This is a genomic window from Sulfitobacter sp. SH24, from assembly GCF_965641895.1.
Classification (GTDB): domain Bacteria; phylum Pseudomonadota; class Alphaproteobacteria; order Rhodobacterales; family Rhodobacteraceae; genus Sulfitobacter; species Sulfitobacter dubius.
On sequence record NZ_OZ282575.1, the window covers coordinates 2,082,028 to 2,094,882 of the forward strand.

The following is a 12,855-nucleotide window of genomic DNA, read 5'->3' on the forward strand; positions in this document are numbered from 1 at the left end:
AGACCAACATGACACAGGTTCTTTCCCCCGTTCCCGGCACATTCTACACCCAATCTGCACCGGGTGAGCCGCTTTACAAGCAACCCGGCGACGCGGTCGCGGCAGGCGATACCGTCGGTCTGATCGAAGTCATGAAGACCTTCATCGACGTGAAGGCAGAGACCTCGGGAACCTTCAAAAGCTACCTGATCGACGATGGGGCGGCGATTGGCGCGGGCGCACCGTTGGCAGAAATCGAGGACTGATACATGGCTATCAAACGCTTGCTGATTGCCAACCGAGGTGAAATCGCCGTGCGGATCATCCGCGCTGCCAAGTCGATGGGCATTCACACCATTCAGGCCCATTCCGAAGCCGATGCGCACATGTTAGCCGTCCGGCAGGCGGATGAGGCCGTCTGCATCGGCCCCGCACAGGCCGCGCAATCCTATCTGAACGTAGAGGCCGTGGTCGCGGCGGCCAAGGCAACCCAAGCGGATGCGGTTCACCCCGGATATGGTTTCATGGCCGAAAATGCGGCCTTTGTCCGCGCGCTGGAGGAGGCCGACATTACGTTTGTCGGCCCTTCGGCGGACACGATTGATCGTATGGGCGACAAGGTGGCGGCAAGGCAGGCTGCCGAGGCGGCGGGCGTACCTGTCGTGCCCGGCTCGAAAGGGCGTCTTGAGACGGTAGATGACGCCGTGTCAGTTGCTGCGGGTTTGGGGTATCCGGTGATGATCAAGGCCGCCGCCGGGGGCGGTGGCAAGGGAATCCGCATTGCCGACAACGAGGCCGATCTGCGCAAGATGGCCCCGCAGGCGCAGGCCGAAGCGAAAGCGGCCTTTGGCGATGGTGGGCTTTACCTTGAACGGGCGATCCAGTTACCGCGCCATATCGAAGTGCAAATCATGGGCGACGGCACCGATGCGGTTCATTATTTTGAGCGCGAATGCTCAATGCAGCGCCGCCGCCAGAAAGTCTGGGAAGAAGCCGGGGCCGCTTGTCTGGACGAGGCCACCCGCCAGCACCTATGCGATACCGCCGTGTCATTGGCCAAGGCCGTCGGCTACGTTGGTGCGGGGACATTGGAGTATCTTTACGACAGCGCAACCAAAGAATTCTTCTTTATCGAGATGAACACCCGCATTCAGGTGGAACATCCGGTAACGGAAATGCTGACGGGCACGGATCTGGTGCAAGAAATGATCCATGTCGCCGGCGGTGGGAAACTGCGTCAGTCTCAAGAAGACATCACCCGCAGCGGCCATGCGATCGAGGTGCGGCTCAATGCCGAAGACCCGATGATGCAGTTCCTCCCCTTCCCCGGTCAGGTCAGCAGCCTGAAGCTGCCCGAAGGTGACGGCATCCGCTTTGATCACTTCCTCTACGAAGGCTATCAGGTGCCGCCGTTTTACGACTCCCTTTTGGGCAAGCTGATCGTCCATGGCAAAGATCGTGACGCCGCAATCGCGCTGATGATCACCGCGCTTGAGGGGCTAGAGATTGGCGGGCTGAAAACCACGAAACCGCTGCATCTTGCACTGGCGCATGACCCTGCGGTGCGGGCGGACGATTTCCATACGCAATGGCTCGAGCCTTGGCTGGCGGCGGGCAATCTCAAACCAACCCCCTAACCACAGGAGGCAACTCGTGAAAACACGCTATACCTACGGCGGCGACGAACATATCTACGTCGAGATGGACGATGAAATGTCGCTTGACGCGTTCTTTAAGTCCCTCTCGATGAGCAACGCGGTGCGCGAGGCCAAGATCGAGGGCGTCACGGAGATTTGCCCGGCGAACGCCTCCTTTCAGGTCCGCTTCGACCCTGATGTGATCGCGCCCGAGGCAATGATGAAAAAGGTGCAGGAGCTTGAGCATAAGGCCGAGGATGCCGAACAGCGGTTGAAGACGCGGATCATCGAGATCCCGGTCTATTACCAAGATCCTTGGACCCATGAGACCCTGATGCGGTTCCGTGAACGCCACCAAGACCCGTCGGGCACCGATCTCGACTATGCCGCGCGGATCAACGGGTTCGACAGCGCCGAAGCCTTTATCGAGGCGCATCACGCGCAGCCGTGGTTTGTGTCGATGGTGGGCTTCGTTGCTGGGCTGCCGTTCCTCTATCAACTTGTTGAGCGTGACAAACAGTTGCAGGTGCCCAAATACCTGCGCCCGCGCACCGATACGCCCAAGCAGACCGTGGGCTATGGCGGCTGTTTCTCTTGCGTCTATTCGGTGCGGGGGGCTGGCGGTTACCAGATGTTTGGGGTAACGCCGATGCCGATCTTCGATCCCGAGCAAAAGCAAAGCTACCTGCGCGACTTCATGGTGTTTTTCAAACCGGGCGACATCGTGAAATGGAAGCCGATCGACCGAGAGGAATATGACCGCATTCTCGCCGAGGTGGAGGCCGATACCTATGTGCCGCGCATCGCTGAGGTCGATTTCGATCTGGAAGCCTTTAACGCGGATATGCCCGGCACCAACGCCAAACTGATGGAGGCGCTCAATGTCGCTTAAAGTCATTCAACCGGGCCTCTCAACCTCAATTCAGGATTTGGGCCGTCCGGGCTATTTCCACCTTGGCATTCCGATTGGTGGCGCAATGGACCGTTTCGCGCTGCGCGTGGCCAACATGCTGGTCGGCAACCCCGAAGGGGCTGCGGGGCTCGAAGTGGTGTTCATGGGGCCCGAGATCGTCTTTGAAAAGGACGCGCTCGTTGCCGTGACCGGGGCGGATTTGCCTGCCAAGGTCGATGGCAAACCGCAGGAGGGCTGGACCGCCTTTGAGGTCAAAGCCGGTCAGACGCTGAAGTTCGATTTCCTCAAATCCGGGGCGCGGGCCTATATCGCAATCAGCGGCGGGATCGATACCCCCCCTGCCCTTGGTAGCCGCTCCACCTACCCAATCGGCGCACTCGGCGGTATCGAAGGTCGCAATGTACAGGCCGGAGACGTGATCCCGTTGGGCGAAGCGGAGATGATCGAACCGGGTCTGAATGTTCCTAAGGAGTTGCGCCGCCTGCCGGACAACCCCGCCGAACTGCGGGTGCTGCCCGGCCTTTATTGGCACCGCCTGACCCCTGCCGCGCAAGAGGGGTTCTTTGACGATGACTGGACTGTCGCACTTGAGGCGGACCGGATGGGATACCGTTTCAAGGGAGGCAAACCGCTTGAGTTTGTCGGTCGTGAACAGCCTTTCGGGGCCGGGGCCGATCCGTCCAACATTGTCGACGGCTGTTATTCCTACGGCTCCATTCAGGTGCCAGGTGGGTTGGAGCCGATCGTTCTGCACCGAGATGCGGTGTCGGGGGGCGGCTATTTCACTTTGGGCGCGATCATCTCGGCCGACATGGACCTGATCGGACAGTTGCAACCGCATACACCGGTTAAGTTCCGCAAGGTGGGCATGGACGAGGCGCTGAAAGCGCGCAGCGACCGCAAGAAGATGCTCGCAGCGGTGCGTGCACACCTCGGCTAGCCCAGGCGTGCACACCTCGGCTAGCCCAGTGTAAGTGAATGGCCTCGGCGCCCTGATCGTTTCAGGCTGCCGGGGCGACACTTCGATATGCTCTCTTGAATGCAAATCGCGTTTAAGCTCTGATGTTGCGGGCAAACATCCATGTCGGGGCGCGAACTTCACGGTTAGAAGGGAAAGCCCCCCAAACGCCCGTTGGTCAGGCCCATATGCACAGACTTGCCTCTCCCCCAAACCACAAACGACGGGTGCTGCGGGTGCGTGGCACCGATGTCACCCTGCTGGAGGAAGTGCGCAAAATGGCCGTGGCGGACCTCGGCATCGACATCGAGCACGAGTCTCTGGATTTCCTGACCTGCCAGCACCTCGCAGCAGTAGACCCGACGGGCTACGACGTCTACGAGCAATGCTTTCACAACCTCGATATCGTCTGGTACTGGGGCGCGTTGCAACCGATCCAGACCGACCGGATCAATCAATGGGATCACATTGGCGACCTTGCCAAGGACGGCGGGATTAGCAAATACACTTGGCAGGGCCATGGCGACGCCCCGGTACGCAAGCTGTACGTGCAGCCCGACGGGACTTTGGGTCAACAGCCGATGCCGACCATCAGCATGTTGCCTACAGCCCATAACGTCGACAGCTTCGGATTTGACCGCCGTCTGTTCGGCGATGAGGGGCCGGAGGGATCAAGCTGGGCGTGGCTGCTTGACCGGCGCGCCCGGGGCCGGATTGCATTGGTGGACGAGCCGGCGATCGGCATCTTTGATGCGGCCCTTGCCGCTGAAGCCAATGGTGATCTTACCTTTCAGGACATCGGGAATATGACTGTCGATGAGATCGACAGCCTGATGGCGCTGCTTGAGACCTTGCGCCAACAGGGCTTTTTCGCGGGCAGTTGGGTTACACCCGACGAGGCGGAGGCGTTCATTCAGACGGACCGCGTGTCAGTGCAGAGCATGTGGTCGCCTTCCTATGGCAACTTGGGCGAGATGGCCGGTATTTTCCGCGAAAGCGTGCCGCGCGAAGGCTACCGGGCGTGGCATGGCGGGGCCTCGCTTGCACGACACCTCGAAGGTGCAAAACTGGACATGGCCTATGACTATCTGAATTGGTGGCTTACCGGCCCCGCGGGCGCGCTCATGGCACGGCAGGGGCATTACATGACGAATTCAAAGGGAGTCCGGGAGTATCTCAGCCCCGAAGAATGGGGCTATTGGTATGACGGAGACCCTGCCCGATGCGACCTTAAGGGGCCGGACGGCAAGATTGTCGTGCGCACGGGCCAGCGTCGCCCCGGCGGTGCCTATCGTGAACGGGTCAGTCGGATCGCGCTTTGGAACACTGTCATGGACGAGTACAACTACGCCGCCCGCTCTTGGAAGCGCTTTATCCGGACTTTGGGAAGCTCGACCACATGAGTGCACGGCCGACCACCCCCGGGCAAGACCCGCTTTATGAAACCATCAGTCGCGTTCTGCGGCACAATATCCGTTCGGGGCGCTTGCCGGAGGGATTTGTTCTGATTGAGGGTCCGATTGCCAAGTTGATGCAAACCAGTCGCGCGCCCGTCCAGGCCTCTTTGCGGATCCTCAACGCTGAAGGGTTGATCCATCGGTTTCGCGGGCGCGGTTATCTGGTCGGGGATGGAGCGACGAGCCTTACGCCGATCCGCAAATCGCTGGAGGAGTTCGGGTTTGAAATCCCGGATGTCTCACGCTCAGCCCTCGCGGTCCGTGGGACGTGGCAGCGGGTCTATGACAAGGTAGAGGCCGAGATTGCCGCCTGCCAGATTTTCGGAGAGTTTAGGGTCATTGAAACGGAACTGGCCAATCATCTGGGCGTGAGCCGCACCGTGGCACGCGACGTGCTCAGCCGCCTTAACGAACGCGGGTTGATCCGCAAAGGCGCCACCTCGCACTGGCTAGCCGGGCCGCTGACGGCCCGAACCCTCCGCGAGAAATTCGAGCTGCGCAGCATCATGGAACCTGCCGCTTTAATGCAGGCCTCAGATTACATCGACCACGCGCAGATCATGCAGGTGAGCGCACATATCGAAAGCGGCAAGGCAAAGAACTCAGCTCAACTTGAAGATGAGCTGATGCGACTCTGTCTGGGGCGGACGCCGAACAGTGCGCTGGTGGAAATCATTAGCAACAACCGCCTGCTGCTTTCGGCAATGGACAAGGCTCTGAGCGACCTTGGATTGCCCGTAGATCCCGTCGCGCTGGATCAGTACCAGACCCTGTTCGAGCTAATCGGTTCACGCCAAATCGATGCAGCCACAGCGTACCTTAGGGAACATTTGCGCGTCTTGTCGTTCAAGAGCGTTGCCCGGCTTAAAATCGTTGCGCTGATTCCTGAAAGCGAGTCGCTGCCGCCCTATTTGACCCCGGTTATATAAAAATGGATTTCGGACCCTAAGTTCATTTTCATACTGAGTAAAATTACATCTTTTCGATCATTTTTCCACCTAAGGTAGCTTTTCCGGCTCTAAATTTCGAAAAGATGGCTATTGCTATGTAGTCAAATTAGCCATTTCATACTTTATACATTTTGCGGAAAGGTGCCGAAAGAGCGACCTTTTGCTCCCCCGATACCGTTCGAGGGGACATCCGCGAAAGAGAGAGGGCTCTATGACGCAAAGCGAACCAATTTTTCGGATGGAAGGTGTGACGCACAGGTACGGCGATCTGACCGCACTTGATGACATCGATTTTGTCGCCGAAGACAACAGCTATATCGCCCTACTCGGGCCTTCGGGATCCGGCAAAACCTGCCTCCTGCGGGTAATCGCGGGCTTCGAGAAGCCGGACAAGGGGCGCATCTGGTTTCAGGGGCGCGACATCACCGAGCTACCCGCCCACGAGCGCGGCATCGGTTTTGTGTTTCAGAACTTCGCCCTCTTCCCACATCTGACCATCTTCGAGAACGTGGCCTTTGGTCTACGCAATGGCGCGGTCAAAGTGTCGGAGACCGACATCGCCGATCGGGTGACGGACGCGATCGACATGGTGGGCCTCACAGGATTGGAAGACCGCAGCCCGGATCAGATTTCTGGCGGGCAGAAACAACGTGTCGCCTTGGCGCGGTCGCTCGTATTGCAGCCCAAACTGGTGCTTTTGGATGAACCTCTAGGTGCGCTTGACGCGAACCTGCGCGAACGGATGCAGATCGAACTGCGGGCCATTCGCGAACGGCTTGACGTGACCTTCCTGCATGTCACGGGCAGCGAAACCGAAGCGCTCGCGATGGGCGATAAAGTGGCGGTGCTGGATCAGGGACAAATCGTACAGTACGGAACGCCCGACGCGATTTACGACAGCCCGGCAATTTCGGATGTGGCGCTGTTTCTCAACAGGTTCAACCTATTCAATGGCGAACTTCAGGGAGATACCTTTGTTGGCCCCTTTGGCACCGTGCCGGTGACCGCCGCGCAACCGAACAAATCCGACGTCTATGCCATCCGCTATGACCGTACTCGGATCTTTAGCGCAGACGCCGTTGACCTGCCCGGCCCGGCCTTGCCCGTGCGCTACCTCGCCAGCGAATATCTCGGCTCGTCGATCGTTTTCCTGTTCGAGACCAAGGACCGCAAGACCGTCGAAGTCGACCACCACCTCAGCCTTGGTGAGCCCCGCGATCTGACGGTCGGAGAGAACTACACACTGTCATGGGATCCCGCGCAGGCGATCGTATTCGGAAAGGAAACCGCAAGATGAGCGCTGCAACTTCGAACCGGGACAAGTCAAACACTTTCCGACTACTCGTCCCCGGCGTGGTCTGGATGATTCTGTTCCTCGTCGCCCCGATCATGATGATCCTTTATGTTTCGTTCTGGACGCAGACGACCTTCTCGATCAACTCGACACTGACTCTCGACAGCTGGAAAAACTTCTTTGCATCAGAGGCTTATGTCGGTGCCTTGTGGACGACAATCCGTTTGTGGCTCATCGTTCTCACGCTGACGCTTCTGATCGGTTATCCGGCAGCGCTTTTCGTAGGGCTGCTCGTCAAGAGCAAGACGCTCTCGACGATCCTGCTGGTCCTTTGCGTTATCCCCTTCTGGACCTCCTTCCTAATCCGCGTTCTGGCCTGGCGCCCCATGCTAGGCAAGGAAGGCGCGATCAATATTATCCTTCAGAAACTGGGCCTTATCGACAGCCCGATTGAGGTGCTGCTGTTCTCGGAACTGTCGGTCGTCATCGGCATGACCCAGATTTACGTGGTCTTCATGGTTGGCCCCATCGCCTTCATGCTGGGCCGCATCGACCGCAACATTATCGAAGCTGCCCGTGACCTTGGCGCAGGCTTTGGGCGCATCTTCTGGAAAATCGTCCTGCCGCTCAGCCTGCCCGGTGTCGTGGTAGGTGCCATCTTTGTCAGCGTCATGGTGCTGGGGGAGTTCGCCACATCCGGTGCCCTGTCGGGCCGCAAGGTGAACCTTCTAGGCAATATCATCGTGACGCAGGTTGGGTCATTAAAATGGGCGATGGCCTCGGTTGTCGGGGTGATCCTGACGATCCTGCTGGGCATCGTGGTTGCAGGCTTCCTGCGCATCGTCGACCTCAAGCGGGAGATTTAAGAGATGGAATCCAAAGTCCTCAAGCCAATCCTCGCGGTCTATGTCGGCCTGTTCATCCTGTTCCTTTATGGTCCTTTCATCGTGCTGGGCATCCTGTCCTTTCAGCAAGGCCCGGAGGGCGGCCCACAGTTCCCGATTATCTCTTGGTCAACCTATTGGTATCAACACCTCTTCGGCCTGACGCCCCCCTCCCGGATTGCGCCCCTGCCCGTTGGCGAAGCGCTGATCCGCTCCTTGGTGCTGGCCTTTATGACAATGGTCACTGCGACGGTTCTGGGTGTCATGGCAGCACAGGCGTTCCGCAAGCGGTTCCGCGGCGCGGGCATCGTGTTCTACCTGATCGTGCTGGGCATGATGGTGCCGGGGGTTCTGACTGGGCTGGGCACCTCGCTTTTGGCCAACAATGTGGTCGGGATCGAGCGGCACTGGTGGAGCACGGCGTTTCTGGCGCATGTGGTCTATACCTTCCCCTTTGCCTTTTTGGTGATGCTGGCGATCCTCAACCGCTTTGACGGATCGGTCGAAGAAGCCTCCTGGTCGCTAGGCGTGTCGCCGATCACGACCTTCCGCAAGGTGACCTTCCCGCTGATCTTTCCCGGCGTGCTGTCGGCCATGCTCTTTGCATTCACGCTGAGTTTCGACGAATTCCCGCGTACGCTCTTTGCATCCGGACGTGACCAGACCCTGCCTCTTGCGATCTACGGCACCTTCTCGGTCGAAATTCACCCGAACATCTTTGCCTTCGGCGTCATGACCACCCTGTTCTCATTTGCGCTGCTGTCGGTCTACGGCATCCTGATGGCGCTGAGCGTGCGGCGCGCCAAGAAGATGGCCATGCAGGAAGACATCGCATGAGCACCGTGATCATCACAGGCGCAGGATCGGGGATCGGGCTGGCTGTCGCCACAAAACTCGCGGCACTGGAGTATAATGTCGTCGTGAACGACTACGACGCCGATGCCGCAGAGCGTGCGGCTAAGGAAGTCGGCGGCATTGGGATGCAGGGTGATGTGTCGAATGAGGCAGATGTGGCCCGCATGGTGGCGCGCTGTACCGAAGCCTTCGGCGCACCGACGCATTTGGTCAATAACGCGGGTCATGTTCACCAGTCGCGGTTTGTCGATCTGGCGCCTGAGGACTTTGACCGCATGATCGCGGTTCACCTGCGCGGCACCTATCTGTGTACCCGTTCTGTCCTGCCGCAGATGCTGAAAAACAAAGCCGGTTGCGTGGTCAACATGGCGTCGCAGCTTGGCCAGATCGGCGGGATCGAACTAGTCCATTACTCCGCCGCAAAGGCCGGGATCATCGGCATGACCAAGGCGCTGGCTCGCGAGGTGTCGACCCAGGGCGTGCGCGTCAATGCCGTGGCGCCAGGCCCGATCAACACACCACTGGTGCGTGCCCTGTCGGACGACTGGCGCGCGGCCAAGGCTGCCGAGCTTCCGCTGGGCCACTTTGGCGAGCCGGAGGATGTGGCCGAAACTGTCGCTTTCCTATGTTCAGAAGCCGCACGGATTTACGTGGGCCAGACCCTGTCACCCAACTCCGGAGACGTAATGCTATGACCTCAATCGCGTTGATCACGGGCGCCGGCATCGGCATCGGTCAGGCCACGGCCAAGGCGCTGGCCGCACGCGGCGACCATGTTGTCGTCACCGACGTACTCGAAGATGAGGGCCGCAATGTCGTGCAGGAAATCCGCAAGGCGGGCGGCAAGGCCGAATTTCAGCATCTCGACGTTACCGACACCAAACGCGCTGACACCGTGGTCAAGGATATCGAAACCCGCTTTGGCAAGATCGACACGATCGTGGCGAATGCGGGGATTGCCCACCGCGTCCCGCTGGAGCAACTGACAGACGAGAAATGGGATCAGACATTCGATATTGATCTTAAGGGCATGCTGCGTGTGATCCGCCCGGCCGCCGCCGGGATGAAAGCCCGCGGCAGTGGCGCGATTGTCTGCCTGTCGTCGATCATGGGCGTCGCCTATGGCTGGGACGAACATGTTCATTATTCCGCCGCGAAATCTGGTGTCGTGGGGCTCGTCCGGGGCTTGGCGGTTGAGTTGGGTAGCCATGGGGTGCGCGTGAACGGCGTGGCGCCGGGCTACATCCGCACTGCCCAGCTTTTGTCAGAGAAACATTCACTTGGTCCCGAAGGCGCCAAAACAGTGGGCGAGATTGTCCCTCTGGGCCGCATCGGACAGCCCGATGACATCGCTGATGTCGTGGGTTTCCTCGCGTCGGATGCGGCGCGGTATCTGACAGGACAGGTCATTACAGTGGACGGTGGGCTGATGGTCGGGCGCTACTGAACACGCAAGGAAGGTCTGCCTTCCCAACAAAAACTAAAATTAAACGACCGCAACAAGGAGTATAAAAGTGACACACTCAAATTTCTCTAGGCGCAACTTTCTAAAGACCACGGCAGGCAGCGCAGCGCTTGCTGCTGGGGGGATGCCGTTCCTTGGCGCTCAGCAGGCATTCGCTGCCGAACTGAGTAACCAGGAATTGCGGACTGTCGGCCTGTCGGTCACGGTTCAGGAACGCATCCTGAACGATTTCAAAGAGCAATCCGGAGTCGGGTCGGTCAGCGGCAAGGCAGACATTTTCCCCAACACCCAAACAGAGATCCTCTCCGGGTCGGATGCCTATGATTGCTGGGAAATCATCGGTGAACGTCTTGCTGCGATGGTCGCCACCGACAAGCTGGCGCCGATCCCTGCCGAGAATCTTAAGAACTGGGCCGGTATCCGCGAGACCTTTACCAAATCGTCCGACCGTTGGGACCTCAACCGCCAGATCGTCGGCCAGATTTGGGAAGACGAGAGCCAGACCCGCCTGAACATGGTGCCGACGGTCTACAACTACGACTCCATCGGCTACCGTCCGGACCTAGTGGAAGCAGAGGAAGCCGCGAAGTGGTCCTCCCTGTTCGATCCTAAGTTCAAGGGCAAGACCGGCCTGAACGTCGACCCGCTCATTGCATTTGGACAGGCAGTCCTGGCCATGAACGAGCTGGGCCTGTTGGAAGTCGCCAACCCGGGCAACCCGGATGCTGAAGCCATCGAGGAGGCCGCCAAGTTCCTGATTGCCAAGAAGAAAGAAGGCCAATTCCGCGCCCTTTGGGGTGACTTCGGCGAGTTGGTGAACCTGCTGGCATCTGGCGAGATGGTCATCGCCGACGCGTGGCAACCGGCTGTTATGGCGGTCAAGGCACAGGGGGTCGAATGCTCCTATGCCACGATGGACAGCGGCTACCGTGGCTGGGCGATTGGGGTGGCCCCCCTCAAGACCTCGTCGAACCTCGAAGCGGTCGCGGCCTATGCCGATTACTGGCTCTCCGGCCCGCCCGCCATCGCGGTGTCCGAGCAGGGTTATTACTCGCCCACAACCAACGTCAAGAACGTCATGGACCCCGACAAATATGCCTTCTGGTACGAGGGAAAGCCATGGGTCGGCGCAACCGAGCGCGGCATCAAAGAAGGTGATCTGCGCGACGGCGGCTCTCTCGAAGAACGCGCCGCGAATGTCGCCTACTGGCACCAGTGGCCGGATGAGTACGACTTGCTCATTCAAAAGTGGGACGAATTCCTCTCCGCTTAATGCACCAATGGTTCAGCCAGGCAACCGGCTGAACCTCCCCCCCTTCCCTTTTCCCCCGAACAGGACGTTTTCCCTTGGCCTACGATCTACAGCTTACAAATGTCTACAAGACCTACGACAATGGAACTCCGGCCGTTATTGACTTCAATCTGGATGTCGAGAAAGGGGAATTCATCGCATTCCTTGGCCCGTCGGGCTGTGGCAAATCCACGACCCTGCGGATGATCTCGGGGTTTGAGACGGTGACCTCCGGCGATCTGATGATCCGCGGCAAACGCGTGAACGATCAGCTTCCCGAAAAGCGCCCCACCTCGATGATCTTTCAAAACTACGCGCTCTTTCCGCATATGAACGTGCGCCAGAACGTGCTTTTCGGTCTTGAAGTCAAAAAGATGCCGCGCGACGAGGCGAACCGCAAGGTCGACCAGATACTCGAAAAGCTTGGCCTGAGCAGCATCGCCGACATGCCGACCTCCCGCCTGTCTGGCGGTCAGCGCCAGCGGATCGCACTGGCCCGCTCGCTTGTGGTTGAGCCAGACATTCTGCTACTGGACGAACCGCTCGGCGCGCTGGACGCGAACCTGCGCAAGAGCATCCAGAACGAGCTGAAGCTGCTTCAGCGCGACCTTGGCATCACCTTTGTGTTCGTGACCCACGCGCAGTCCGAAGCGCTCGCCCTGTCCGACCGGATCGTGGTGATGAACGCGGGCCGCGTGGAACAGGTCAGCCCCCCACGTGAGCTTTACACCCGCCCCAGCAGCCAGTTCGTGGCCCGTTTCATCGGTTCAAACGCTATCCTCCCCGGCACGGTCAGGGAAGAACAAAATGGCATCGTGATGCTCGACACCGCCTTTGGCACCTTTGGCGGGGCGAACCGCGCAGGTATCGACGCGCATAAGGGGCGAGAGATGAGCATCATCCTGCCCGCCGAAGCGGTGGACCTGGTGCCTGCCGATGTGCCCCAAGATGAGATACGTGCCAGCTTTGGCTCCAACGCGATCCCCTGCACCATCGACAGCCTCCAGATCGTTGGGCACATCATGCATATGATCGTGCGTTTTGCCGACGGCAAGCTGATCAACGTCGAGGGCCATGTAGATAAGTATCGCAACAGGCTGAAGGCCGGGGGAAGCGCGTTTATCGCGTGGAAATCCACCAATGCCAGCGTCATTGACCACTGAGGACGCTCG

General features: G+C 59.2%; 13 protein-coding genes. All 13 read left to right on the forward strand.

Going from position 1 to position 12,855, the window contains the following annotated elements:
• The first annotated feature begins 8 nt into the window (after positions 1–8).
• The gene (locus ACSQ16_RS12825; RefSeq protein WP_093926454.1) at positions 9–245 is read left to right on the forward strand and encodes an acetyl-CoA carboxylase; all 237 of its coding nucleotides are present in this window, start codon (positions 9–11) and stop codon (positions 243–245) included.
• Positions 246–248: 3 nt separating this feature from the next.
• On the forward strand, positions 249–1,616 hold the full coding sequence (locus tag ACSQ16_RS12830; RefSeq protein WP_243262910.1) for an acetyl-CoA carboxylase biotin carboxylase subunit: 1,368 nt from the start codon (positions 249–251) through the stop codon (positions 1,614–1,616).
• Positions 1,617–1,632: 16 nt separating this feature from the next.
• Positions 1,633–2,508: a 5-oxoprolinase subunit B family protein gene (locus tag ACSQ16_RS12835; protein WP_243262909.1), complete on the forward strand. Its 876-nt coding sequence runs from the start codon at positions 1,633–1,635 to the stop codon at positions 2,506–2,508.
• Positions 2,498–3,469, forward strand: coding sequence for a biotin-dependent carboxyltransferase family protein (locus tag ACSQ16_RS12840; RefSeq protein WP_093926457.1), 972 nt, complete (start codon positions 2,498–2,500; stop codon positions 3,467–3,469). Before ACSQ16_RS12835 ends, ACSQ16_RS12840 begins: the two co-directional genes overlap by 11 nt.
• Positions 3,470–3,723: 254 nt before the next feature.
• Positions 3,724–4,890 carry an ABC transporter substrate-binding protein gene (locus ACSQ16_RS12845; protein WP_243262908.1) on the forward strand — a complete coding sequence of 389 codons (1,167 nt, stop codon included), beginning with the start codon at positions 3,724–3,726 and terminating at the stop codon, positions 4,888–4,890.
• Positions 4,848–5,873 (forward strand): GntR family transcriptional regulator, encoded by a 1,026-nt coding sequence (locus ACSQ16_RS12850; RefSeq protein ID WP_317406233.1) that lies wholly within the window; start codon positions 4,848–4,850, stop codon positions 5,871–5,873. Before ACSQ16_RS12845 ends, ACSQ16_RS12850 begins: the two co-directional genes overlap by 43 nt.
• Before the next feature lie 232 nt (positions 5,874–6,105).
• Entirely contained in the window at positions 6,106–7,191 is a 1,086-nt protein-coding gene (locus ACSQ16_RS12855) for an ABC transporter ATP-binding protein (RefSeq protein WP_243262906.1), read from the forward strand.
• Entirely contained in the window at positions 7,188–8,054 is an 867-nt protein-coding gene (locus ACSQ16_RS12860; protein WP_093926460.1) for an ABC transporter permease, read from the forward strand. The genes ACSQ16_RS12855 and ACSQ16_RS12860 overlap by 4 nt, the downstream gene beginning before the upstream one ends.
• Before the next feature lie 3 nt (positions 8,055–8,057).
• Complete coding sequence (locus ACSQ16_RS12865) at positions 8,058–8,909, forward strand: ABC transporter permease (protein ID WP_093926461.1); 852 nt, start codon at positions 8,058–8,060, stop codon at positions 8,907–8,909.
• Positions 8,906–9,622 (forward strand): SDR family NAD(P)-dependent oxidoreductase, encoded by a 717-nt coding sequence (locus ACSQ16_RS12870; protein ID WP_243262905.1) that lies wholly within the window; start codon positions 8,906–8,908, stop codon positions 9,620–9,622. Before ACSQ16_RS12865 ends, ACSQ16_RS12870 begins: the two co-directional genes overlap by 4 nt.
• Positions 9,619–10,374: an SDR family NAD(P)-dependent oxidoreductase gene (locus ACSQ16_RS12875; protein WP_093926463.1), complete on the forward strand. Its 756-nt coding sequence runs from the start codon at positions 9,619–9,621 to the stop codon at positions 10,372–10,374. The genes ACSQ16_RS12870 and ACSQ16_RS12875 overlap by 4 nt, the downstream gene beginning before the upstream one ends.
• 67 nt (positions 10,375–10,441) lie before the next feature.
• Entirely contained in the window at positions 10,442–11,665 is a 1,224-nt protein-coding gene (locus ACSQ16_RS12880) for an ABC transporter substrate-binding protein (RefSeq protein WP_243262904.1), read from the forward strand.
• Positions 11,666–11,739: 74 nt separating this feature from the next.
• A complete protein-coding gene (locus tag ACSQ16_RS12885) occupies positions 11,740–12,846 on the forward strand; it encodes an ABC transporter ATP-binding protein (RefSeq protein WP_243262903.1) in 1,107 nt (368 codons plus the stop codon).
• Positions 12,847–12,855: the final 9 nt, after the last annotated feature.